This is a genomic window from Candidimonas sp. SYP-B2681, assembly GCF_003971065.1.
Lineage (GTDB): Bacteria > Pseudomonadota > Gammaproteobacteria > Burkholderiales > Burkholderiaceae_B > Pollutimonas.
This window is the reverse complement of sequence record NZ_RYDV01000003.1, coordinates 265,551-289,129: the sequence shown is the minus strand read 5'-3', so window position 1 is coordinate 289,129 and position 23,579 is coordinate 265,551. Positions and strand designations below refer to the sequence as shown.

Annotated in this window: 20 protein-coding genes, 1 tRNA gene and 1 pseudogene; 17 read left to right on the top strand and 5 right to left on the bottom strand. The window is 56.6% G+C overall.

The window, feature by feature from the left end; translation table 11 throughout:
- Positions 1-68 precede the first annotated feature (68 nt).
- The 13 genes and pseudogenes from EKL30_RS19165 to EKL30_RS08560 form a co-directional block, all read left to right on the top strand.
- A pseudogene (locus tag EKL30_RS19165) lies at positions 69-245 on the top strand (AMP-dependent synthetase); the annotation flags it as partial.
- Between the two features lie 188 nt (positions 246-433).
- Positions 434-1,693, top strand: a complete 1,260-nt coding sequence (locus EKL30_RS08615; RefSeq protein ID WP_126706803.1) for an ABC transporter substrate-binding protein — start codon at positions 434-436, stop codon at positions 1,691-1,693.
- Between the two features lie 88 nt (positions 1,694-1,781).
- Complete coding sequence (locus EKL30_RS08610; RefSeq protein WP_126706802.1) at positions 1,782-2,651, top strand: branched-chain amino acid ABC transporter permease; 870 nt, start codon at positions 1,782-1,784, stop codon at positions 2,649-2,651.
- A gap of 56 nt (positions 2,652-2,707) precedes the next feature.
- Positions 2,708-3,598: a branched-chain amino acid ABC transporter permease gene (locus EKL30_RS08605; RefSeq protein ID WP_126706986.1), complete on the top strand. Its 891-nt coding sequence runs from the start codon at positions 2,708-2,710 to the stop codon at positions 3,596-3,598.
- Positions 3,595-4,344 (top strand): ABC transporter ATP-binding protein, encoded by a 750-nt coding sequence (locus tag EKL30_RS08600; RefSeq protein WP_126706801.1) that lies wholly within the window; start codon positions 3,595-3,597, stop codon positions 4,342-4,344. The genes EKL30_RS08605 and EKL30_RS08600 overlap by 4 nt, the downstream gene beginning before the upstream one ends.
- A complete protein-coding gene (locus tag EKL30_RS08595; protein ID WP_126706800.1) occupies positions 4,341-5,069 on the top strand; it encodes an ABC transporter ATP-binding protein in 729 nt (242 codons plus the stop codon). Before EKL30_RS08600 ends, EKL30_RS08595 begins: the two co-directional genes overlap by 4 nt.
- Positions 5,070-5,276: 207 nt before the next feature.
- Positions 5,277-9,272, top strand: coding sequence for a GH36-type glycosyl hydrolase domain-containing protein (locus tag EKL30_RS08590; protein ID WP_126706799.1), 3,996 nt, complete (start codon positions 5,277-5,279; stop codon positions 9,270-9,272).
- Positions 9,265-9,960: an HAD family hydrolase gene (locus tag EKL30_RS08585; protein ID WP_126706798.1), complete on the top strand. Its 696-nt coding sequence runs from the start codon at positions 9,265-9,267 to the stop codon at positions 9,958-9,960. Before EKL30_RS08590 ends, EKL30_RS08585 begins: the two co-directional genes overlap by 8 nt.
- Positions 9,957-11,063 carry a transaldolase gene (tal, locus tag EKL30_RS08580; RefSeq protein ID WP_126706797.1) on the top strand — a complete coding sequence of 369 codons (1,107 nt, stop codon included), beginning with the start codon at positions 9,957-9,959 and terminating at the stop codon, positions 11,061-11,063. Before EKL30_RS08585 ends, tal begins: the two co-directional genes overlap by 4 nt.
- Positions 11,060-12,739 carry a glucose-6-phosphate isomerase gene (pgi, locus tag EKL30_RS08575; protein WP_126706796.1) on the top strand — a complete coding sequence of 560 codons (1,680 nt, stop codon included), beginning with the start codon at positions 11,060-11,062 and terminating at the stop codon, positions 12,737-12,739. Before tal ends, pgi begins: the two co-directional genes overlap by 4 nt.
- A gap of 96 nt (positions 12,740-12,835) precedes the next feature.
- Positions 12,836-14,920: a transketolase gene (gene tkt / locus EKL30_RS08570; RefSeq protein ID WP_126706795.1), complete on the top strand. Its 2,085-nt coding sequence runs from the start codon at positions 12,836-12,838 to the stop codon at positions 14,918-14,920.
- A complete protein-coding gene (pgm, locus tag EKL30_RS08565) occupies positions 14,917-16,596 on the top strand; it encodes a phosphoglucomutase (alpha-D-glucose-1,6-bisphosphate-dependent) (protein WP_233582941.1) in 1,680 nt (559 codons plus the stop codon). The genes tkt and pgm overlap by 4 nt, the downstream gene beginning before the upstream one ends.
- Before the next feature lie 16 nt (positions 16,597-16,612).
- Complete coding sequence (locus EKL30_RS08560; protein ID WP_126706794.1) at positions 16,613-17,986, top strand: glucoamylase family protein; 1,374 nt, start codon at positions 16,613-16,615, stop codon at positions 17,984-17,986.
- Between the two features lie 275 nt (positions 17,987-18,261).
- Here EKL30_RS08560 and EKL30_RS08555 read toward each other — a convergent pair whose 3' ends face one another.
- The 4 genes from EKL30_RS08555 to EKL30_RS08540 form a co-directional block, all read right to left on the bottom strand.
- Positions 18,262-18,504 (bottom strand): hypothetical protein, encoded by a 243-nt coding sequence (locus EKL30_RS08555; protein WP_126706793.1) that lies wholly within the window; start codon positions 18,502-18,504, stop codon positions 18,262-18,264.
- Positions 18,501-18,980 (bottom strand): DUF1772 domain-containing protein, encoded by a 480-nt coding sequence (locus EKL30_RS08550; RefSeq protein ID WP_199748515.1) that lies wholly within the window; start codon positions 18,978-18,980, stop codon positions 18,501-18,503. The genes EKL30_RS08555 and EKL30_RS08550 overlap by 4 nt, the downstream gene beginning before the upstream one ends.
- Before the next feature lie 4 nt (positions 18,981-18,984).
- Positions 18,985-19,482: a hypothetical protein gene (locus EKL30_RS08545; protein ID WP_126706792.1), complete on the bottom strand. Its 498-nt coding sequence runs from the start codon at positions 19,480-19,482 to the stop codon at positions 18,985-18,987.
- Positions 19,483-19,548: 66 nt separating this feature from the next.
- Positions 19,549-19,624, bottom strand: a tRNA-His gene (locus EKL30_RS08540).
- A 243-nt stretch (positions 19,625-19,867) separates the two neighbouring features.
- Here EKL30_RS08540 and EKL30_RS08535 point away from each other — a divergent pair.
- Complete coding sequence (locus EKL30_RS08535) at positions 19,868-20,233, top strand: hypothetical protein (protein ID WP_126706791.1); 366 nt, start codon at positions 19,868-19,870, stop codon at positions 20,231-20,233.
- Between the two features lie 3 nt (positions 20,234-20,236).
- Here EKL30_RS08535 and EKL30_RS08530 read toward each other — a convergent pair whose 3' ends face one another.
- Positions 20,237-21,100: a neutral zinc metallopeptidase gene (locus EKL30_RS08530; RefSeq protein ID WP_126706790.1), complete on the bottom strand. Its 864-nt coding sequence runs from the start codon at positions 21,098-21,100 to the stop codon at positions 20,237-20,239.
- Between the two features lie 122 nt (positions 21,101-21,222).
- On the opposite strand from EKL30_RS08530, the gene EKL30_RS08525 reads away from it, so the two are divergent.
- From EKL30_RS08525 to dapA, 3 genes are all read left to right on the top strand, one after another.
- The gene (locus tag EKL30_RS08525; protein WP_126706789.1) at positions 21,223-21,849 is read left to right on the top strand and encodes an L-threonylcarbamoyladenylate synthase; all 627 of its coding nucleotides are present in this window, start codon (positions 21,223-21,225) and stop codon (positions 21,847-21,849) included.
- 76 nt (positions 21,850-21,925) lie between these two features.
- On the top strand, positions 21,926-22,579 hold the full coding sequence (locus EKL30_RS08520; protein ID WP_126706788.1) for a site-2 protease family protein: 654 nt from the start codon (positions 21,926-21,928) through the stop codon (positions 22,577-22,579).
- An 82-nt stretch (positions 22,580-22,661) separates the two neighbouring features.
- Positions 22,662-23,564 carry a 4-hydroxy-tetrahydrodipicolinate synthase gene (gene dapA / locus EKL30_RS08515; protein WP_126706787.1) on the top strand — a complete coding sequence of 301 codons (903 nt, stop codon included), beginning with the start codon at positions 22,662-22,664 and terminating at the stop codon, positions 23,562-23,564.
- Positions 23,565-23,579 lie beyond the last annotated feature (15 nt).

Here is a 23,579-nt window from a genome sequence, read left to right as displayed (position 1 = left end):
ACCATCGTCCGCAGGTACTTGCCCGATATCATCGGGGGACAATACAAAGGTTTCGCAGGAAAGGTGGTTGGAGTTTTCGCCTGCGCTCGATGGCGAGCGGTGGCCATTCGCTGGGAGCGGAGCTTCTGGATTGAGGGTGCAAGACCTTTGGGCTGACCATCAACGAGTTCTATGGCCAGACGGAATGCAATATGACCGTCGCATCATGCGCCGATATTGTGCCGACGCGGGCGGGCGCCGTCGGCCCCGGGCAAATCGAAGACAGCATTCTGACGTAGCGTAATTGGCGGGTTGACAAGGCTTGCAATCAGGAGCAAATTAAAAGAAAGCGAGGGGATCGAATCGTGACGCAGGTATGCGCCCGGATGTGCATGCTTTCCAAACAGGAAAGCTTGTGAATGCGGTGTTGCATGGGCCTGTACAAGGAGTCCCCATGGAGCCACAATTTAAATCGGCCGCGGTCAGTCGCCGTGCTGTTCTTCAATTGGCGGCGGCTGCTGGCCTTGCACAGCTAACACCACCTTTCATCATCAAAGCGCGGGGCGAAGAGTCCGTCAAGCTTGGGCTGGACAATCCGCTGACCGGCACTTACGCAGCCACTGGAAAAAACGAGCTTACCGGCTGCCAACTTGCGATCGAACAAATAAACGCCAAGGGCGGCATTCTGGGGCGTCCGGCGGAGCTTCTTATCGAGGACTCTACGAGCGGCGATGCTGGCACAGCGGTGCAAAAAGCGCGCAAGCTTATTGATCGTGACAAAGTCAATTTCCTGCTGGGCAACGTTAATTCGGGGCTCTCCCTGGCCATGGCCCAGGTCAGCAACGAGAAGGGCGTGCTGCACGTGGTTCCGGGCGGCCATACCGATGCAGTGACGGGAACCACCTGCCACTGGAACGTATTCCGTGTCTGCAACACGACTCGCATGTTGACCAATGCCATCGCCAAGACGTTGATGGACAGCTATGGCAAGAAGATGTATTTCATCACCTCCGATTATGCCTTCGGCCATACGCTACAGGAGGGGTACGACGCCAACCTGAAGCAATTCGGTGGGACCAAACTTGGGGAAGATTTGACCCCCCTTGGCACAACCGATTTTTCTTCTTACCTGATCAAGGCGCAGGCCACCAACCCCGATGTCATCGTCTTTCTCATGAATGGCGAAGACTTGCTCAATGCGCTCAAGCAAGCCGTTCAATTTGGCTTGGACAAGCGCATTCATTTGGCCGGGGCCAATACCGAGCTGGAGGTGCTGGAGGGCCTGCCGCCCGAGGCCCGCATCGGGGATTGGGTCGCCGAGTGGTACCACATTCAACCGGGTGTGCCCCATGTCGATGAGTTCGTCGCGGCAATCAAAAAGAAGACGGGCCGCGTGCCCACTGCGCGCACCTGGTTTGGGTTCGTCGGCACTTGGACCTGCGCTCTTGCGGCGAACAAGGCGCAATCCCTCGAAGCGGTAAAGATGGCGAAGGCCTTGCAGGGATTGGAGCTGCCTCCCGAAGTGGGGCTTATGCCCGATGTGCCGTTCTACCGTGCCAACCAGAATCAGTTGATAGGGTCGCTGTATGTCGGCCACGCCCAGGCGAAAGGAAGCGAGCCCGACGACTTGTTCCATGTCGACAAAGTGGTCAAGGGCAAGGACGTGGCGGGAACCGTGGAGGAATCCGGTTGCAAAATGACTTGGCCCGCCTGAGTGCGGTAAAGAGTGGGCGCCGCCGGATGCTCGGCGCCTGTTTTTTCGTGCCCGGCATGGGTATACGCATCGTGCGATGGAAAACAGCATGACCGAGCTTATCCTCTTCAATGTGTTCAACGGCTTGATCGTTGGCGCTTTCTATGCCCTGATGGCCTTAGGGCTTTCCTTGATCATCAATTTGACCAGTGTCATCAATTTCGCCCACGGTGGATTTTTGGCATTGGGCGCTTATATAGCCTATGAGCTGGTTCCCTACCTGGGGTTCTGGGGCGCCCTGATCGTAGCGCCCGTCCTGACTGCCATGCTGGGCCTGCTCGTCGAACGCCTGATGATACGCAGGCTGTACGGACGAGATCCGCTTTACAGCCTGTTGCTCACATTTGGGCTGGCCTATGTATTCGAAGACGGGCTTCGCTACATATGGGGAGCGCAAAGCTTGCCCTTCAGGGTTCCCGATTGGCTGACCCGGCCGTTAAGTACGTATTTCTTTTTCCTGACGGGTTATCGCGTATTCATGGTCGTGCTGGTCACTATTGCGGTGGCGGGGCTCTTTCTGATCCTGACGCGAACCCGGCTGGGCATTCGCATCCGGGCCGGCACGCTGGACCTTGAAACCGTATCGGTGCTGGGCGTGAATGTACGCATCTTGCGCAACTTGAACTTCGGGCTGGGTATCTATCTGGCCGGGTTGGCCGGTGTGCTGGCGGCGGGGCTTCTCGGGCTACAGCCCACCATTGGCGACGCGCTCATCATGCCCAGCTTTGTTGCGATTATTGTGGGAGGTCTGGGCAGCCTATTCGGCACCTTGCTGGGCGGATTGCTGATTGGTGTGGCGTCCGGAATAGCGACTGTGTTCGTTCCGTCCGCTTCTGAAGCGATCATCTACATCATGATGGCCCTCGTTCTGCTCGTGCGTCCGCGCGGCCTGCTCGGTGAAGAGGGGATGAATCTGTGACTGACATCAAACAAAAGAGACTTGCGATCGCTCTATTGTGGATTGCGCTCTTGACCATGCCTTACTGGATGGGCGCCGTCGGCGGCTATACCGGTTTGGCGACCCGTGTTCTTGTGCTGGGACTCGCGGCAATGTCCGTGAATTTTCTTCTGGGTTTCACGGGCGTCCTGTCCTTCGGGCATGCGGCCTACTTTGGTCTCGGCGCATACGGTGCGGGCATGCTGCTGAAGTATCTGGTGCCCAGCACTACATTGAGCATTCTCGTGGGCGTGCTTGCGGGAACCATAGCGGCCGCCGTAGTCGGCGCGTTGATCGTGAAGCTGCGCGGCATTTACTTCGCCATGGTCACCATCGCATTTGGCCAAATGTTTTATTTCATCGCTTTTCGGTGGAGTTCTGTGACCGGCGGGGACGACGGTCTGACCGGCTGGAAGCGCCTTCCTATCAATCTTGGTTTTACCCAGATCGATATCCTGGGCAACGCAGAAGCCTACTACTATTTGGTGCTCCTGATATTCGCAGTATCAGTGGGCGTCATGGCCCTCATACTTCGTTCGCCTTTCGGGCGGACGCTGCTATCCATACGGGAGAACGAACGGCGTGCACGCTTCCTGGGCATACCGGTAGAGATGCATATCTGGATTGCGTTCGTAATCTCGTGCTTCTTCGCAAGCCTTGCCGGCACGCTGTACGCGCTGCTGAATAACTTTGTGGACCCGCGCACATTGCATTGGACACTGTCCGGCAACTTCGTGATCATGGCCGTCGTAGGCGGCATGAGATCGTTCTGGGGACCACTGATCGGCGCGGCAATTTTTGTGATCCTGCAGGACTACGTTTCCAGCTACACGCAAAACTGGATGTTTTTCATCGGAATATTCTTCGTGCTCATAGTGCTGTTTTTTCCGCGTGGAGTACTGGGAATGGTTCGAAAGAGACTGCTATGAGCCTGCTGGACGTCAAGAATGTATCGCAGCATTTTGGAAGCCTTGTAGCGGTCAACAATGTCACCATGGCGGTCGAGGTTGGCGAACTGAGGGCGCTTATCGGTCCCAATGGCGCGGGGAAGACGACTCTTTTCAATTTGATTAGTGGGTTCTTCCGGCCCACCGCTGGCCGTATCTTGCTGAGCGGCCAAGATATAACGGGGCTCGCGCCGCATAAGCGGGTTGGATTGGGAATGGCCCGAACCTTCCAGATCACCGAGATCTTCCCGGAATTGAGCGTGCGTCAAAACTTGCGCATCCCTGTTGAGCTCGCGATGGGGATGCGACTGCAGCCATGGCTGGGCCGGGCTGACGATGCCCAGGTCCGCGAGCGCGTGGACGAACTCATGGACCTGGGCGGCTTGACGCAGCACGCTGACAGGATGGTAGGCGAACTATCACATGGCGACCAGCGCGCGACTGAAATCATGATGGCGCTGGCCCTCAAGCCGCGCATCCTGCTTCTGGACGAACCCACTGCCGGTATGGGCAGTCGCGAAACCTACAGCACGGCGATGCTTATTCGTAAATTGCACAGGACGCAAGCGCTGACCATCGTGCTGGTCGAACACGACATGCGAGTGATTTTCAATCTGGCCGATCGGATTACCGTACTTGCGGAAGGGGCTGTCCTCGAAGAGGGCGCGCCCGACGAAATTGCGGCCAGCGAACGGGTGCAGGACGCCTATCTGGGGAGGGTTGCATGAAAGCGCTCGACGTGCAGGATCTGCATACTTACTACGATAAGAGCCATATTCTGGACGGGGTCACCTTCAGCGTGGAAGAGGGCGAGCTCGTCACCTTGCTGGGTCGCAACGGTGCCGGTAAATCGACTACGCTGCGCAGCATCATGGGGCTTACGCGTGCGCGCAGCGGCAGTGTGCACATACTTCGTCACGAAACCACGCAATGGCCGCCCTATAGAATCGCCGCGCTGGGGGTTGGCTTCGTTCCAGAGGGTCGACGCATTTTTTCAAACCTCACGGTCGAAGAGAACTTGAAGGTGCCGGTCGATAGGCCCGGCCCATGGAATGTAGCGCGAGTATACGAACTCTTCCCCAAATTGGCCGAACGCAAAGCCAATAAGGGGCGCCAGCTTTCAGGAGGAGAGCAGGAGATGCTGGCAATTGCCCGAACCTTGCTGCTTAATCCGAAACTGCTGCTTTTGGATGAGCCTTCACAAGGCCTCGCCCCATTGATTGTCAGGGACGTTTTTAAAATTATCGTGGCGACTCGTAAGGAAGGCACGTCGGTGCTGCTGATCGAGCAGAACGTGCGTGCCGCCGTCGAAATCGCTGACCGGGCCTATGTCCTGGACGAAGGTCGTATCGTATATGAGGGGGCTGCGGCGGAATTTGGGCGGGATGAGGAAAGAGTGCGGGCCCTCGCGGGGGCAAGTGCCGAAAAATGGGAGGAGGAACCAGCCAGCTGACTGTCGTGCTTCAGTGCCGGATGCAAGTTGCTCACACAAAAAACGGCTTGGCAAATTATTGCCAAGCCGTTTTCCATGGCGTTTCCTGTGCACGAAAATTGCTTTTGAACTTCCTGCCCCGTTAGTAGTCTGCTATTTATAGCCGGCCTGTTTTTATACATTGAAATTTAGGCCCCGCGATTTTCCGTTACTGGAGGTCGACCCGTCATGCATTCGCTCTCGTCCCCGGAAACCGGCGCTTGTTCCATCAACAACAAGGGTGCCGGCGGGGAAGGGTGCAATGCCAGTTACGATCCGGGCCCCTGGCCCGCAGCGCATCTGCTGTCGAACGGGCGGTATCACACCATGGTAACAAGCGCAGGCGGCGGATACAGCCGTTGGAAAAACAACGCCCTCATCCGTTGGCGTGAAGATTGCACCCGTGATAACTGGGGCGTCTTTTTTTACATTAGAGACCTCATCACCAAAGCGCTTTGGTCTGCCGCTTTTCAACCGGTCTGCAACGGTGCCGCACACTACCAAAGCAGCTTTGTGGGTGGCTGCGCGACCCTACATTGCGATGCCTTCGGGCTAGCCCTGCACACTGATATTACCGTCAGCATCGACGACGATCTTGAAATACGCAAGATAACAATCACCAACCATTCCGGCGATCACAGGTTGATAGACTTGACCAGCTATGCCGAAGTTGCCCTCGCGCCGCCTGCTACCGACGACGCACACCCGGCCTTTAACAAGCTGTTTATCGAGACGGAAATCGTTAGTGAACGGCGGGCATTACTTTGCCGCAAGCGGCCAGGCGGCGCCGACCCAGATGAACCCTGGGTTTTTCATATGTTGATCGCCGGCGATGTGGCGGTGGAAAATGTTTCTTGCGAAACCGACCGGGCTCGCTTCATCGGGCGCGGCAACACGGCAGTCAATCCGCAAGCAATGCAGACAGAGCGCTTATCGGGCACTCAGGGTTCGGTGCTGGACCCCATTGTTGCAATTCGCTGCCCGGTCAATTTGAAGCCCGGCCAGTCGACCGAAATTTACTATCTTTTTGGTGCGGGTGACAGTAGGGAAAGCTGCCTGGCGTTGATTGAAAAGTATAGTGAGCGCAGCGTGGCAGATGACAGTTTCCGGAGTGCGCACACGCACCACCAACAGCTATTGAACGATCTTGACATCAAGCCAGTGGATTGCGGCCTGTATTGCCTCCTTGCCGATGCCATTCTCTATAACAGTCCAGCATGGCGAGCCGACCCTGCTACCGTCATGCAAAATGAGCGTGGACAATCTGGCTTGTGGCGCTTTTCAATTTCCGGCGATTTGCCTATCGTATTATTGCAATTGGATGATCCGCCAGATATTGACCTGCTGCGCCAGATGTTGCAGGCTCATGCCTATTGGCGCAGTTGCGGCCTGGCCGTTGACCTGGTTATTTGCAATAGTTTGGGTATGCCCGCCGGGCAAAGCGCGCAAGAGCGCGTCCTGGTGCTCGTCGCCAACGAAAACCAGTCCGATCAAATTGATCGGCCGGGAGGGATATTCATACGCCTGGATACAGCCTTGGCGCGCGAAGACCGCATACTGCTGCAGACGGTGGCCCGTATCGTTCTTGATCAGTCGGCGGGCGCCTTACCAGCACAGTTCGCAAAACGGGCCTTACCCAAAACCACGGCGCATCTTGCAGCGCCTTCCGTTATGCCACCGCAGCACGACCCCGTGGCGGCCCGCGGCACGACAGCATCAAGCGTCTGCTTTCACAATGGTCTGGGCGGCTTCACGCCTGACGGTACCGCGTATGTCATCACCCTAGAGCCTGGTCAAGTCACCCCAACCCCTTGGGTCAATGTACTGGCCAACCCGGATTTCGGTACGCTGGTGTCGGAAAGCGGCTGCGCCAGTACCTGGTGCGAAAATGCGCACGAATTCCTGCTTACGCCTTGGTCTAACGACCCGATAGGCGATTCGCTGGGCGAAGCCATCTACCTGCGCGACGAAGAAACGGGCTGCTTTTGGTCGCCCACGCCCTGGCCATGCCGTGGCAAGGGCCAGTACGTTTGCAGCCACGGCTTTGGCTACAGCATGTTCGATCATGAACAAGACGGCATAAGGTCTGAACTGCGGGTCTATGTCGCTATCGACGCGGCAATAAAGTTCATCGTGCTTAAACTGCATAATTGTTCTGGCCGCAGCAGGAGTCTTTCTACAACAGGCTATGTGGAATGGGTGTTGGGCGACTTGCGCGAAAAAACCATGATGCAAGTATGCACCGAACTTGACCCTAGCAAGGGCACCATAACGGCCCGCAATGCGTACAGCATGGAATTCGGCGCCTACGTGGCATTTTTTACTTCGAACGACGCCAATTGTTCCCTGACCGCCGACCGAACTGAGTTTATTGGACGAAATGGGTCGCCGGAAGCGCCGGTGGCCATGACCCGGCCCGAGCTTGGTGGCAGGGCGGGAGGTGTGCTCGACCCTTGCGGCGCGATCCGAATTCCCTTTGAACTAGGCGCGGGCCAAGAGCGCGAAATTATTTTCAAACTGGGCGCCGGTCAAAATCAGGGAGAGGCGCAGGCGCTGATTCAACGCTTCGAACAGCCGGCTGCAGTTCATGCCGCCCTGGATCAAGTCACCGAGTACTGGAGAGGCACCTTAGGCGCCGTGCAGGTGGAAACCCGCGACAAATCGCTGAACTTCCTGGCCAATGGGTGGCTCGTTTATCAGACGATTGCTTGCCGCCTGTGGGCACGTACCGGTTTCTATCAATCGTCGGGGGCCTTCGGTTTTCGCGACCAGTTGCAAGACGTTATGGCGCTGGTGCATACCCAGCCCGGCCTGGTGCGCGCGCATATCCTGCGTTGCGCTTCGCGCCAATACCTCGAAGGCGATGTGCAGCATTGGTGGCATCCCCCTCAGGGTCGGGGCGTGCGCACCCGCTGCTCGGATGACTTCCTGTGGCTGGCCCTTGCGGTCTCCCATTACGTTGCAACGGTCGGCGACACCGCTGTGCTTGATGTAGACATACCCTTTCTCACTGGCCGCCCACTTAAGCCTGGCGAAGAGTCGTATTACGAACTTCCCGGTCAGTCGGCCGAAAGCGCCACACTGTACGAGCATTGCGTGCTGGCGATTCGCCACGGCTTGCGCCTGGGCGCCCACGGTCTGCCGCTGATGGGAACGGGCGACTGGAACGACGGTATGAACAAAGTTGGCGCGCAAGGCAAGGGCGAAAGCGTTTGGCTGGCATTCTTCCTAAACTACGTGATGGACGAATACACACCTATAGCACAAGCAAGAGGTGATGTGGCGTTCGCTCGCGAATGCGAAGAACAATCTGCACTGCTACGCGGCAATATTCAAAAGCATGGTTGGGACGGAGCCTGGTTTCGCCGCGCTTACTTCGACAACGGTGCGCCACTAGGCAGTGCCCAGAATACTGAATGCCAAATCGACTCGATTGCGCAAAGTTGGTCGGTGTTGTCGTCGGCGGCCGATTCCGGCCATGCCCACCAAGCCATGCAGGCAGTCCATACACAACTGGTAGATCGCTCCAACGCATTGATCAAGCTATTGGCGCCGCCATTCAACACCTCTGCGCCCGACCCCGGCTATATCAAAGCTTATGTGCCAGGTGTAAGGGAAAACGGAGGCCAGTATACCCACGCCGCAGTCTGGGTAGCGATGGCTTTTGCCCAGTTGCACGATCGGGGAAAAGCCTGGGAATTATTTTCCATGCTCAGCCCTATCCACCACGGTTCGACGGCCGAATCCATATCGCATTACAAGGTCGAGCCTTATGTGGTCGCATCGGATGTCTATGGCCTGCCGCCGCATACCGGGCGCGGCGGCTGGACCTGGTATACGGGTTCATCCGGATGGCTGTACCGGCTTATCGTCGAGTCGATTCTGGGCTTGCACCGCAAAGCCAACACGCTTGTCATTGAGCCTTGCGTCCCTGCAGATTGGGAATGGTTCACGATCAATTACCGCTTCGGTGCATCGAATTACCAGATCCACGTTAGCCTGCAGCAAAACCAGTTTGCTGCCAAAACGCGCTTGTCGGTTGACGGTATACCCCAGGTTTCGTCGTTAATCCGGCTCATCGACGACGGGCTGGATCACCAGGTTCAGGTAGTGATAGCGGCCCAGGTCGATAAGGCACCCACAAGCCCCGAAAAGCCGCGGACGGGCAGGGGGCATCATGGATGATCTGATCCTTTTGTTCGATGTCGACAATACCCTACTGGATAACGATAGCGTTACTGTCGATCTCGCGCAGCACCTGACCCGGAACTTTGGCCGCGAAAGCGCCGCGCGCTATTGGGAGATTTTCGAGGCCCTGCGCGCCGAATTGGGATACACCGATTACCTGGGCGCACTGCAACGCTATCGGCTCGACAAAATGGATGATGTCAGCATGCTTCAGATGTCCGACTTTCTACTGGAGTATCCATTCTCCAGGCGTCTTTTTACCGGTGCTTTTGATGCGCTGGCGCGAGCGCACCAGTGGGGGACAACCGTCATCTTATCCGACGGCGACGTGGTGTTCCAACCGCGCAAGATTCGGCGCTCCGGCTTGTGGGACGCCGTACAAGGCCGTGTCCTCGTCTATATACACAAAGAAAAGATGTTGGATGCCGTTATGACGCGCCACCCGGGTCGGCACTACGTCATGGTCGAGGACAAGCTGCGCATTTTGGCGGCCATGAAAGCTTTTTTAGGCGAACGCCTCACAACGATTTTTGTACGTCAGGGGCATTATGCCCACGATCCAGCCAATATCAGTTCCTATCCTGCGGCTGACATTACGCTGGATCGCATCAGCGACCTGGTGCATCTTGATTTACCTGAGCGCCTGAATGCCATCTGGGCGCAAGCCAGGAGGAATACGCCATGAATCCCTTATATAAGCTTCAACACGCCGGACAGAGCATTTGGCTGGACAACATTACACGCGGCATACTCGACGATGGTACGTTAAAACATTACATTGACCACCTGGCGGTAACTGGGCTGACGTCAAACCCCACCATCTTCAACAAGGCGATAGAAGGCTCGGAACTCTACGATGATGCCATTCATCAGAAAATACGCGAGGGTAAAGCAGGCGAAGCCCTGTTCTTCGAATTGGCCCTGGACGACCTAAGGCGAGCCGCCGACCTGTTTCGCCCCATACATGACGCCACGCAGAGTATTGACGGCTGGGTTTCGTTGGAAGTGTCGCCCGTTCTGGCTGCAGATGCCGTCGCCACGATAGAGTCGGCGCTGCAACTGCATGCCAGCGCTGCGCGGCCCAATCTGTTTATCAAAATACCAGGAACCGAAGCAGGCCTTGTTGCTATTGAAGAGTCCATCTTCAAGGGAGTGCCAATTAACGTCACTTTGCTGTTTTCCAGCGAGCAATATATACAAGCTGCCACCGCCTATATGCGCGGCATTGAACGGCGGCTCCGTGCAGATCTTGACCCTCGCGTCGCGTCGGTTGCTTCATTGTTTATCAGCCGCTGGGATGTGGCCGTGCAAAACCAGGTCGCGCCCGAAATGCGAAATCGCCTGGGTATAGCCATAGCCAAAAGTACCTACGAAGCATATAGGGAACTACTTGCGACGCCACGCTGGCAAACCCTGGCTCATGCAGGCGCAATGCCGCAACGCCTGCTCTGGGCAAGCACCGGCACCAAGGATCCCGCTGCGCCCGACACGCTCTACATTCAGGCACTGGCTGCTGCCGATACCATCAATACGATGCCCGCCGCAACGTTAGAGGCCTTCGCCGACCATGGTCTTATCCAAGAGACCGTGCCTCCCGATGGCGGAGACTACCGTGCGACGCTGGCCGCTTTCAGCCACGCAGGCATCAATGAAACCGAGTTGTCTGAACGGCTTCAAATAGAGGGCACCGCATCATTTTCCAAGTCATGGAATGAGCTGTTGGCTTGTATTGAAAGAAAAAGCGCAACACTCAAAGAAATGAGATGGTCGCAAGGGGGACGGCGATGAGTATTTATCCGTTCGTTCGACCACAGCCGCTGACCTCAAGCCCCGCCTGGAAAGCGCTGCAGGCGCACCAACAGGCAATACGCAATACATCGTTGCGTCAGCTATTCGCCGACGACCCACACCGCGGGGACCGGCTGGCCGCCGAAGGTGCCGGGCTTTACCTTGACTACGCCAAGAACCGCATCACAGACGAAACCCTGGGCCTGCTGGAAAAATTGGCCGAGCAATGCGGCCTGCATCAGCATGTCGAAGCCATGTTCAAGGGCAAGAAAATCAATATCACCGAGCAACGCGCCGCGCTTCATATCGCTTTGCGCGCTGCCGCTGACGAGCAGATTTCTGTGGATGGCAGAAACGTCGTCCCGGACGTACACACCACGCTGGCGCGCATGGCGGAATTTTCAGAGCAGGTACGGAGCGGCGCATGGCTGGGATATACCGGTAAGCGCATCAGGAATGTCATCAACATTGGGATAGGGGGGTCTGCTCTGGGCCCGGTTATGGCCTACGAAGCATTGCGGCATTACAGCCAACGCGATATTGATTTCCGTTTTATCTCGAACATGGATGCCACCGATTTCACTGAAGCCACGCGCGGCCTGGACCCCGAAGAAACCTTGTTCATCGTCTGCTCGAAAACATTCGTCACCCTCGAAACCTTGACTAACGCGCGCGCAGCACGTGAGTGGTGCCTGAACAAACTAGGTAACAAAGAAGCGTTACGTAGACACTTTGTGGCGATATCAACCAATGCTGAAGAGGTTTCCCGGTTCGGCATCGATACCGCCGAAATGTTTGGATTCTGGGACTGGGTTGGCGGGCGCTACTCGATCGACTCAGCGATAGGGCTGTCGACCATGATCGCCATCGGACCAGCGCGGTTCACAGAAATGCTGAATGGTTTTCACGCCATGGACCTGCATTTTCGACATACCCCGTTGCGACAGAACTTGCCGGCTCTGATGGGGCTGCTGGCGATATGGAATACTAATTTTCTTGATGCGCGCACTGTCGCCGTACTGCCATACGAACAGTATCTTGCGCGCTTTCCCGCCTACTTGCAGCAACTGACGATGGAGAGCAACGGCAAGCACGTCACGTTAGCCGGCACCACCGTCGACTATCAGACAGGGCCTATATATTGGGGCGAGCCAGGCACGAACGGCCAGCATTCCTTCTATCAACTGATACATCAAGGCACGCATTTGATTTCTTGCGACTTTATCGGTTTTTGCCAAGCGCTTAACCCGCTGGGCGACCAACACGACGAATTGATGGCGAACCTGTTTGCTCAAACCGAAGCGCTGGCCTTCGGTAAAACCCGGGAGCAGGTAGCTGCCGAGGGCATACCCGACTGGCAGGCTCCTCATCGCGTCTTCGAAGGCAATCGTCCAAGCAACACCATTTTGGCCGAGCGGCTGACTCCATACTCGCTTGGAACCCTGGTTGCTCTTTACGAGCACAGCGTCTTTACGCAAGGCGTCATCTGGAATATCGACTCTTTTGACCAATGGGGCGTCGAACTGGGCAAACAGTTGGCTAAACGCACCTCGCCGGAACTCGAGAGCACGGATGACCCCCCGCTAAAGCACGATAGCTCCACTAACGCACTGATGCGGCGCTATCGCAGCCTGAAAAAGGGAGCAGCCATGGCCACAGGCTACGACGGCGATTGAACTCGTGGCGCCACGTGGCACCAAGGGTAAACATTCTCTAACAGCATTGCTTGCTGAGCAGTACCCAGGCAGGACGCACTCTAAAGAGGCGGAATCATGAATTCACAGAAAGAACTCGATCAACTCTGCGTCAACACCTTGCGTACGCTATCGATAGACGCCGTCCAACAAGCTCAGTCGGGTCACCCTGGCACCCCTATGGGGGCAGCACCCACCGTTTATTGTCTTTGGCAGAAATTTTTACACTACGATCCGAGTCATCCAAATTGGCTGAACCGCGATCGCTTTGTACTGTCAGCCGGCCATGCCTGCGCCTTGCTTTACAGTCTGCTGCACCTGACAGGCGTAAAGGCGGCGCGTTCGGACGGAGAGCCGGTTTCACAATTAGCCGTCCCTATGGAAGAGCTCAAACGCTTTCGCCAGCTTGGCAGCCTTTGTTCAGGACATCCGGAATACGGCCTGACCACGGGCATTGAAACTACCACCGGGCCGTTAGGGCAGGGCATAGCCACCAGCGTGGGTATGGCCATAGCCGAACGCTGGCTGGCCGCCACCTTCAATCGCCCCGGGTATGAGCTGTTCAACCACAATGTCTACGTATTGTGCAGCGATGGCGACATGATGGAAGGGGTAGGGAGCGAAGCGGCATCATTGGCCGGTCATCTTAAGCTTGCCGGGCTGTGCTGGATCTATGACGACAATCGCATCACCATTGAAGGCTCCACTACGCTGGCCTTTACGGAGGACGTCGCCGCGCGATTCGCTGCCTACGACTGGCATGTAGTCCACGTCAGCGATGCCAACGACCTGTCATCGCTTGCTCATGCCTACAAGTCGTTTCTTGCAACCCGCGATCGCCCGACGCTGATCATTACCCATAGCCATATCGGTTATGGTGCGCCCAACAAGCACGACACGCGCGAAGCGCACGGCGAACCGCTGGGCGTAACAGAAACGCGATTGGCCAAGGAGTTTTACGGCTGCGATCCAGACAGTCAGTTCAACGTTAACGAAGAAGTATGCCAGCATTTTGACCGGCAATTCGGCCAACGGGGTGCCCACGCTTATGCTGCCTGGGAAGCCAACTATGCTGCCTATCGTGCTCAATATCCCGACCTCGCAGATCAGCTTGACCACATGCAGCAGCGCATAGCGCCTGACAAGTGGGATACGTCGCTACCTGCATTCTGGACCGATGCAAAAGGGCTGGCGACTCGGGATTCATCGGGCAAAGTGCTCAATGCAATTGCCGCCCGAATGCCGTGGCTGCTGGGCGGGGCGGCCGACCTGGCGCCATCGACCAAAACCAAATTGATCGAAGTCCTGGAAAAAAGCTTTCAAGCGCCGGGGGCGGACGGTGACTATAGCGGCCGTAATCTCCACTTTGGCCTGCGCGAACACGCCATGTGCGCCATTGCCAACGGATTAAGCCTGTCGGGCTTGCGTCCTTTCGCGGCCAGCTTCTTTGTTTTCACCGATTACTGCCGTGCCGCACTTCGGCTTAGCGCCATGATGAAGCTGCCCATCATCTATATCTGGACACACGACTCCATCGGCCTGGGCGAGGACGGACCAACCCATCAGCCGATAGGCCAGCTGGCCGGGCTGCGGGCAATGCCGGGCATGATCGTGATACGACCGGCTGATGCCAACGAAGTTGTCAGTGCCTGGCGAGTCATCATGCAAACCACGGATTGCCCCATATCGTTGGTGCTGACGCGGCAAGCCGTGCCAACGCTGGATCGCAATAAATACGGTTCGGCCAGCGGGCTGGCGCAAGGCGCCTACATATTGGCGGACGCGTCAGATGGCGAACCCGACGTGCTGCTGCTGGCTACAGGGAGTGAAGTAGCACTATGCATCGCAGCCTACGAAGAGCTCAAGACTGAAGGCATCAACACGCGCGTCGTCAGCATGCCTTCATGGGAATTGTTCGAGAGCCAGAGCCAGGCATATCGCGACAGTGTGCTGCCGCCCACGATTACGGCGCGCGTGGCGGTCGAGGCCGCATCCCCCTTTGGTTGGGAACGCTATACCGGGTTGCACGGAGCCATTCTAGCTATGCGTGCCTTCGGCATGTCGGCGCCCGCAAAAGAGGTCGCTAGCCATTTCGGCTTCGAGCCGGCGCATGTCATCAACGCAGTACGTGAACAGCTAGCGGCGAAAGGAGCTCGACGATGACCGACGCCCAAACCGCAACCATGACTATCAGCCCGCTGGCCGGTAAACCCGCGCCCGTATCGTTGTTGGTTGACGTCCCCAGGCTTATTACCTGCTACTACACCAATACGCCGGACGCATCCATACCCGCACAGCGGGTTGCCTTCGGTACCTCCGGCCATCGCGGGACGGCGTTCGACTGCACATTCAACGAGTGGCACGTACTGGCGATTACCCAAGCCATTTGCGACTACCGGAAACACAGCCATGTGAATGGCCCGCTTTTTGTCGGCGTCGATACTCATGCCTTGTCGACGCCAGCTGCGGCCAGCGCGCTTGAGGTATTTGCGGCCAACGGCGTCGAAACTATGATCTCGCAAAATAACGAAACCACGCCGACCCCTGCGGTATCGCACGCCATCCTCGCCTACAACTGCGGGCGAGTCAGCGGGCTGGCCGATGGCATCGTGATCACACCGTCACATAATCCCCCCGATAGCGGTGGCTATAAATACAACGCCAGCAACGGCGGGCCCGCCGATGTCGAAATAACGCGATGGATTGGAGCCCGGGCCAACGCTTTGCTTGAAGCGGGCTTGAAAGGCGTGCTGCGCTGGTCCTACGATCGCGCACTGCTTGCCAATACCACACATCGCCACGACTTTCTCAGCGCCTATGTGAACGACCTGGACACCATCATAGATATGCAGGCGATCCGTAGCAGCCGCATACATATGGCCGTCGATCCGCTGGGTGGGGCAGGGGTGCACTATTGGTCGAGAATTGCGGAACGCTACCATCTGAACCTGACGGTAGTCAGCGAAGAAGTCGACCCCACCTTTCGCTTCATGTCGGTAGACTGGGACGGGAAGATCCGTATGGACCCGTCATCGCCCTATGCCATGAAGCGTCTTATCCAGCTTAAAGACAGCTCCGACATCGCCTTTGGCTGCGATACCGATTACGACCGTCACGGCATTGTCACCCCAAGCGTCGGGTTGCTGCCCCCCAATCATTATCTTGCCGCCGCGATCCAATATTTGTTCACCCACAGGGCGAAATGGAGTCGAGGCGCGGGCATAGGGAAAACCGTGGTCAGCAGCGAGATCATAGATCGGGTGGCGGCGCGGTTGGGCCGAAAGCTATTTGAGGTGCCGGTAGGCTTTAAATGGTTCGTGGACGGGCTGTTCGACAGTTCGCTGGGTTTTGGCGGCGAAGAAAGCGCGGGCGCCTCATTTCTGCGTAGGGATGGCTCGGTCTGGACGACTGACAAGGACGGCATGATTGCGGCTTTGCTTGCGGCGGAAATGACGGCGGTAAAAGGAAGCGACCCGGGCCAGGCCTATGCCGAACTGACGAAAAGCCTGGGCACACCGATTTTCCGACGGTTTGAGGCCAGCGCTGACTCGTCGGAAAAAAAGCAATTGGCTGGACTAGCGGCACAAGCCATACACACCAAAGAGCTGGCCGGCGAGCCGATAAGCGCTATTTTGACCGAAGCGCCGGGTAACGGCGCGTCGATTGGCGGCGTGAAAGTAGCCGCCGCCAATGGATGGTTTGCGGCGCGTCCATCGGGCACTGAGGAGATCTACAAAATCTACGCGGAAAGCTTCCGGAACGAAGAACATTTGCAGCGCATTTTGACTGAAGCCCAGGTCATTGTCGGCACTGCATTGGGCGCGGGCTCGCGCCACTAGCGTCAAAGGAAACGAAATGAGCGGTACAAAGCGACAAGGCGAAGCAGAACTTGAGCAGTTGCAGCGGCTGTCGTTCAGCTACTTCAAGCACGAAACCAACCCAGCCAACGGACTGGTGGTCGACAAAAGCGCGCCTAATTGGCCCGCAAGCATTGCGGCCACCGGCCTGGCACTAAGCGCCTATCCCATCGCGGTCGAGCGCGGCATGATGACACACAATGCGGCGCTTGAGCGCTCGCTGACCACTTTGCGGTTTTTCTGGAATAGCCCACAAGGAACACACGTCGACGCCACCGGCTACAAGGGTTTTTATTATCATTTTCTGGATATGCAGACTGGTCGCCGCGCCTGGCAGTGCGAACTATCCACCATCGATAGCGCCTTGTTGCTGGCCGGAGTCTTGGCAGCCGCCGCCTACTTCAACACCGATAGCGCCGCCGAAAAAGAAATCCGCGACCTTGCCGACGCGTTGTTTCGGAGAGCCGATTGGCAGTGGGCATTAGATCAAGGAGAAAAGCTCACCCATGGGTGGAAACCGGAAAGCGGCTTCCTGCCATATCACTGGGAAGGCTACGATGAGGCTTTGATGTTGTACATACTAGCGCTCGGGTCGCCAACCCACCCCATACCGGCAGGCAGTTACGACGCATGGCTAAGCACTTACCGCTGGGAAAACTGCTATGGGTATGAGTACGTATACGCCGGCCCGCTTTTTACCCATCAACTGTCGCATTGCTGGATAGACTTTCGTGGCATTCAAGACAGTTATATGCGAGACAAGGGTATAGACTATTTCCAGAACAGCGAACGCGCTTCCCGTGCCCAGCAGCAATATGCCATTCACAACCCCTTGAGATTTTCCGGCTACGGCCCATACTGTTGGGGGATAACCGCCAGCGACGGCCCCGGCCCAATAACCATGAAAATCAACGGTGTCTTGCGCCAGTTCCTGGACTATGTCGGGCGTGGGATTCCTTATGGGCCGGACGATGGCACTGTCGCGCCATGGGCTGTGGTGGCCTCGCTGCCGTTTGCCCCCGACATCGTGCTGCCTGCCATAGACCACTACATCAACTCGCTGAAGCTGACGTCAAACGACTCGTACGGCTTCAAAGCCACCTTCAACCCCACCTATTTAAACGACGAGTGCAAGCCTTGCGGCTGGGTTTCACCCTGGCATTTCGGGATTAACCAGGGGCCGATAGTACTGATGATAGAAAACTACCTCACGGGGTACTTGTGGACGCTCATGCGTAGCTGTTCGTACATAACCCAAGGCCTGAAGCAGGCGGGTTTCACCGGCGGCTGGTTGCTTGAGGCCGAGAATCACTCTAACGCCGTCTCGGTCCGGAGTCCTGCTTGTGACGTCCATTTGGAACGTCGCATGTAGCGCGTACGCGAGAGCCGATGCTTTTTCTCCCTACGGCACCGTATAGGGTCGACCATATACTGACGGCCCGCGAGGCTTTACCAATCCTGCCACCGATTTCCGGCACCAGAATTTTTTCTACTGCGGCGAAACGCCAGATGTGGCCAATATTCCAGAATCAGATAGTGCAAAGAGGCCATATCGGCGTCATATCCCGGTTTTTCTTTACCGTGGAATTCTGGCCTGTGCCAGCCTGGGCCGGGTCGCCAGGACGCAGCCTGCGCTAAGTATATAAACTAGTCGGCCGGAAGGCGGGCTTGCGATATGGGGCGCTCTTGCAATGACGCATGCCAGTCGGGATTGGGAGGGCCATGCCCGGCCAGGCACTGAGCGCGAGAGGGCGCGCGCCATACCCCGCCGCCGATGCCAAGCACGGGCTTTACGCCATACCAGAACCACCGCCCGTCTTCATCCTGGGCAAGCCAGTTCCAGCCCTCAGGGGCGAGTGACCAAGAAGGAGTGTCGAAGTCTGGAGTCATAATGCGCCGGCGCTTGGATGCCTATTAGCCGGGATGTAGGCCAGGCAGGAACTCGTTATGCAGCAAAATGCCGCAAGAACGAAGGCGCCACCTGCTGCACGCGAGTACTCCCATTGTTCCCTTAGCGCCATCCAGTTTTCCGGGGCAATTGACCAGTTGCTGGTGGCAGCATTCGCCGGAAAAGTCCACAAGAAAAAAATAGCGAGTGATGCGGCCAGAAGCACAGATCCTGCTAGAGCCAATCGGAATGGCGCTTTCTCGCGCCGCGACAGGAAACTAAGAAGCAGGCCCGCCAAAAGCGCCGCAATCATTTCGGCGCCCATCAAGTCCCAGCCCCGGTATATTTGCTGAACCGTCATATAGGCGTCACGTTCGAGGCTTATCTTGTTTGCCAACTCGAGCACATGCGCCCCTTCCGGTACGAGGGCAATCGCAAAGAGCAGCAACGTGCAGAACTGTGCGAGCCTCATCGGCATGAGATCACCTGGATCCGGTTTTGCGGCGCCGCAGACGTGAATTGGCTGGCTGGGCCGACGGATTTCCCACATGGGCCATGAGCCAGTTCTTCATTGGCGAGCCTTCGCTGGCGTACCAATCGGCACCGACTTCTACAAGCAGCGCGTCCTTGATATCTGTGAAGTCGCCGCTGACACCTTGGAAGGCGCCCTGCCGGATTTCCGATGCGACCAGGTCGGTGTTGATAAAAACGCCGAGGCCCTTGGAGTCGACCCAAAGCGGCCATGCGTTCTTGTCGACTGTTTCTTTCAGGTTGGCGAGCACAGTCTGGATCGACTTCGCATTGTCTTTCGATGCAGAAACTAGCATTAGAAAATTCTTGCGGCCAGCAGAGGCCGGGATCGGGTCGCCAAACGGATCGATCATGGACATTCCTTTCAGTAGCGGGTAGATGCCAAAGCCGTTGACTTCATGCAAAAAAGCCCCATCAGCGTGTGGCTGTAGGGCTAATTCTAAATCCATGTCACCAAGTTTGGTTTATATCACCATTTCGGTGTTTCGCTAATCTCTCAAGAACAGCATGTTTACTGGGGTGACCGATGGGGCTCGAACCCACGACAACCGGAATCACAATCCGGGACTCTACCAACTGAGCTACGGCCACCACTGTAACAGCACTACAACGACTAAAAAGTATAACACCTTTTAGTTGCTGTTTGTTCTCGAACAGAAACGGGATTCTAGCACGAACTTTACGTTTGGTTTTGTCGACACAGCAAAATTCGAAAAGAGAAACGAATGGTAACCATGCCCCCTGTCGGTTGACGATTAGAAACATTTGTCCGGTACATGATGGAGCCTTTCTTCTACCATAAATATTCCCTCATCATCGAAGGAAGTGACTGCCATGAAAACTTTAAACAAAGCGCTTGTAATTGCAGCATTGTTGGCCGCTCCGTTCGCGGGGGCACAGGCGGCACGTGACCAGGCGGCTCACGAGGCCTGGATCAAGGCGCAGAAAATTGATATCCAGCCGACACTGAGAGTAACTGAGACAGAGATTCCTGCCGACTCAAGCGCTACTGGGTCTCAAATGCCCGGGACGAGCTCGCAACCTGGCTCGACGTCTAGCGGTGCCGCGAATAGCACCGGCACCGGGCTGGTGCCGCCCTCGAGCCCTCCTGCACAAAGTGCGCCTTATCCGGGGACAGGTTCGACTATGCCCGGAGGGACAGCCCCATTTCCGGTCCATCCCGGCGGCCAAAAACAGTAGTGCTTAAAGAGCAGGGGCATTGAACGTGTCGCACTGCGCGGTATCGCCGCTGGTGAATCCGCGCTTGAACCAACGCACCCGTTGCGCTGAACTTCCGTGCGTAAAGGAATCGGGTACGGCATAACCTTGAGATTGTTTCTGAAGGCGGTCGTCGCCAATGGCGGTGGCCGCGTTCAGACCTTCTTCTATATCGCCTTGCTCGAGTGTGTTGCGTTGTGTGTTGGAATGCTGAGCCCAGACTCCCGCAAAGCAATCCGCCTGCAGCTCGACTTTGACTGATAGTTGGTTCGCGGCGGCCGTTCCCAACTGACGCCTTGCCTGGGCGACCTGATCGGTCACGCCCAGGATGTGCTGGACGTGATGACCGACTTCATGAGCGATGACATAGGCCTGGGCGAAGTCTCCGGGCGAATTGAGTTGTTGTGCCATCTGCTGAAAGAAACTGAGGTCAAGATATACTTTTCTATCACCCGGGCAATAAAATGGCCCCATGGCAGATTGACCGGTACCGCACGCCGTCGGCGTCGCTCCGCTAAACAGTACCAGCTTGGGTTGTAGATAATTTCCCCAACCTTTTTGTGCGAATATCGCAGTCCATACGTCTTCGGTGTCGCCCAAGATCTTGGAAACGAATAAGGTCTCGGCAGTGGGCTGCGCCGGTTCGCCCTGCGTAGTGTAGGTTTCTTCATCTCCGGCAGGTCCGCCTGCATTCTGCAATATCACGCTTGGGTCGACGCCAAAATAAAGGGCGACTAGAGCAAGTACGATGGAACCCAGGCCAATTTTAGCTCCACGACCGCCAAGGGAAACACGGCGACCCCTACGGTCTTCAACATTTTTGCTCTCCCGCGAATCGTCGAGGCGCATGGTAGATTCCTTTCAAGGGCGTGTGACCTGAGTGATTTTTGCCGTAGATATCCGTTATATTTTATTGCCTGTGGCAGTATGCAAGCTTAAATTCAGCCTTCAAGAATGTTAGGATACGTTAAATGGCCCAATTGTTTGTCGTTCACCCTGAAAATCCGCAAATCCGTTTGCTTAAGCAGGCGGGTCAGTTGCTCGCCGACGGCGGGCTGGTTGCCGTCCCAACCGACTCGAGCTATGCCGTCGTGGCCAGACTCGATGATAAGTCTGCTGCCGACGCCTTGCGTCGCTTGCGCGGGCTGGACGATCGCCACCACCTGACCTTATTGTGCCGTGATCTGGCCGAGATCGGGCATTTTTCCAGGGTCGACAATCGCCAGTACCGTTTTCTTAAAATGGCAACGCCGGGCCCCTGGACGTTCATACTCGAGGCCACCCGCGAGGTACCCCGAAGGGTGTCGCACCCATCGCGCAAGACAATCGGTATACGGGTGCCCGATAACCATGTAACGCTGGCCCTGCTCGAAGCGGCAGGCTCGCCCCTGATGTCGACGACCCTGATTCCCGAGGGCGAGGACGAACCCATGAACGACGCGCAGGAAATTTTTAATCGGTACGCCAATCAGCTTGCCGCTGTGATCGACGGCGGTCCATGCCCCTTGCAACCTACGACGGTGATTGATCTTACCGGCGATACTCCAGAAATCGTGCGCCGTGGTCAGGGCGACCTTTCCGCTTTGGGCCTGGATTAGTCATTAGTTCATCTTTCATCGCCACTCACTTACATTACTTGCCCGTTCGGTTGGGCAGACGCCTGCGCGGAAATTTATGGAATCCCTGATACAAACGATCACTGTCTATGCATTGCCAGTTATATTCGGGATCACCTTGCACGAAGCGGCTCATGGCTATGTTGCGCGAATGTTCGGAGACCCTACGGCATGGCAGGCTGGCCGGGTCAGCTTGAATCCTGTTCGCCACGTCGATTTGGTCGGTACGATTATTGTGCCCTTGGTGCTGTTGTTCAGCACCAAGATATTAGGCGGAGCAGGGTTGTTGTTCGGCTGGGCCAAGCCGGTGCCCGTCGATTGGAGCCGGCTGCGACGTCCCAAGCGCGACATGTTGTGGGTTGCGTTGGCGGGGCCCGGGTCCAACCTTGTCATGGCGATCCTCTGGGCGATAGGGTTGCGTGTCCTGGCCGAGACCAACGGCGCCAGTGCTGACGACTTCTGGGTACAGATGGCAATTGCCGGGATCCAGGTGAACTTGGTCCTGATGGCACTGAATCTTGTGCCGCTGCCGCCGCTGGATGGCGGCCGCATTGTGTACAGTCTGCTACCTAATCGCATGGCCGAGCAGTATTCCCGGATCGAGCCCTACGGCCTGGTCATACTTATTATTTTGATGCTAACTGGTATTTTGTGGATCGTTCTGCAGCCTTTACTAGCATTTGGTCAGTTAATTATTAATTGGTTCTTATAAATTTCGATGCTTATCCGGTAAACTTGCGAGTTAATTCAGGCAAGTTCACCGTTTTGGTGAAGTCGAGGAGATCATTCGCATTATGGCAAGCACGGATTCAGCGATCACAATCCTTCGGGGCAGTATGGTAGCCCTGATCACACCCATGCATCCCGATGGCACCCTGGATCTTGACTGCTACCGAAAACTCATCGATTGGCACGCCGCCGAAGGTACCGATGCCCTGGTGGTGGTGGGTACCTCGGGCGAGTCGCCAACCGTCAGCGTCGAGGAACACGCCGAGCTGATTAGAATCGCGGTCGAGCATTCAGCCGGACGACTTCCTGTCATCGCTGGCATCGGTGGCAACTCTACCGCTGAAGCCATCGAGCTTTCGCGGCACGCCGAGTCGGTGGGTGCGCAAGCCGGGCTATCAGTAGTTCCTTACTACAACAAGCCGTCGCAGGAAGGCCTTTACCAGCACTTTCGCACCATTGCCGAGGCCGTCGACCTGCCATCGGTGCTGTATAACGTACCGGGTCGCACGGTTGCGGATCTGTCCAACGACACCATTCTGCGGCTGGCTCAGGTTCCCGGCATCATCGGCGTCAAAGACGCTACGGGCGATATTGCACGGGGCGCCATGTTGGTGCGCGACTTACCCGCCCATTTTAGCGTCGTCAGTGGCGACGACGCTACCGCCGCTGCACTAATCCTGCTTGGCGGTCAGGGCAATATTTCTGTCACCGCTAACGTAGCGCCCAAACTCATGCGACAGTTGTGCGAGGCCGCCTTGAACGGCGATGTTGCCTTGACCCGTCAGCTTAATGCACGTCTTGCGACCCTAAACAAAGTACTGTTTATCGAATCTAACCCGATTCCTGTTAAATGGGCAGTTGCTGAAATGGGGCTGTCCGAACTGGGCTATCGCTTACCCTTAACCTCCCTGCACGAGCAGTATCATGGTGTAGTGCGAAACTCGTTGAAAGAAGTGGGCTTGATTTAACTATGATGAATATGC

Bases quoted from the DNA above. Each gene is read 5' to 3' on its own strand.
- tal (WP_126706797.1), top strand. From the start codon at position 9,957: ATGAATCCCTTATATAAGCTTCAACACGCCGGACAGAGCATTTGGCTG.
- EKL30_RS08585 (WP_126706798.1), top strand. From the start codon at position 9,265: ATGGATGATCTGATCCTTTTGTTCGATGTCGACAATACCCTACTGGAT.
- EKL30_RS08600 (WP_126706801.1), top strand. From the start codon at position 3,595: ATGAGCCTGCTGGACGTCAAGAATGTATCGCAGCATTTTGGAAGCCTT.
- EKL30_RS08610 (WP_126706802.1), top strand. From the start codon at position 1,782: ATGACCGAGCTTATCCTCTTCAATGTGTTCAACGGCTTGATCGTTGGC.
- pgi (WP_126706796.1), top strand. From the start codon at position 11,060: ATGAGTATTTATCCGTTCGTTCGACCACAGCCGCTGACCTCAAGCCCC.
- EKL30_RS08595 (WP_126706800.1), top strand. From the start codon at position 4,341: ATGAAAGCGCTCGACGTGCAGGATCTGCATACTTACTACGATAAGAGC.
- EKL30_RS08615 (WP_126706803.1), top strand. From the start codon at position 434: ATGGAGCCACAATTTAAATCGGCCGCGGTCAGTCGCCGTGCTGTTCTT.
- EKL30_RS08550 (WP_199748515.1), bottom strand. From the start codon at position 18,980: ATGCCGATGAGGCTCGCACAGTTCTGCACGTTGCTGCTCTTTGCGATT.
- EKL30_RS08605 (WP_126706986.1), top strand. From the start codon at position 2,708: ATGCCTTACTGGATGGGCGCCGTCGGCGGCTATACCGGTTTGGCGACC.
- EKL30_RS08530 (WP_126706790.1), bottom strand. From the start codon at position 21,100: ATGCGCCTCGACGATTCGCGGGAGAGCAAAAATGTTGAAGACCGTAGG.
- EKL30_RS08560 (WP_126706794.1), top strand. From the start codon at position 16,613: ATGAGCGGTACAAAGCGACAAGGCGAAGCAGAACTTGAGCAGTTGCAG.
- tkt (WP_126706795.1), top strand. From the start codon at position 12,836: ATGAATTCACAGAAAGAACTCGATCAACTCTGCGTCAACACCTTGCGT.
- EKL30_RS08590 (WP_126706799.1), top strand. From the start codon at position 5,277: ATGCATTCGCTCTCGTCCCCGGAAACCGGCGCTTGTTCCATCAACAAC.
- EKL30_RS08555 (WP_126706793.1), bottom strand. From the start codon at position 18,504: ATGACTCCAGACTTCGACACTCCTTCTTGGTCACTCGCCCCTGAGGGC.
- EKL30_RS08525 (WP_126706789.1), top strand. From the start codon at position 21,223: ATGGCCCAATTGTTTGTCGTTCACCCTGAAAATCCGCAAATCCGTTTG.
- EKL30_RS08520 (WP_126706788.1), top strand. From the start codon at position 21,926: ATGGAATCCCTGATACAAACGATCACTGTCTATGCATTGCCAGTTATA.
- EKL30_RS08545 (WP_126706792.1), bottom strand. From the start codon at position 19,482: ATGGATTTAGAATTAGCCCTACAGCCACACGCTGATGGGGCTTTTTTG.
- EKL30_RS08535 (WP_126706791.1), top strand. From the start codon at position 19,868: ATGAAAACTTTAAACAAAGCGCTTGTAATTGCAGCATTGTTGGCCGCT.
- dapA (WP_126706787.1), top strand. From the start codon at position 22,662: ATGGCAAGCACGGATTCAGCGATCACAATCCTTCGGGGCAGTATGGTA.
- pgm (WP_233582941.1), top strand. From the start codon at position 14,917: ATGACCGACGCCCAAACCGCAACCATGACTATCAGCCCGCTGGCCGGT.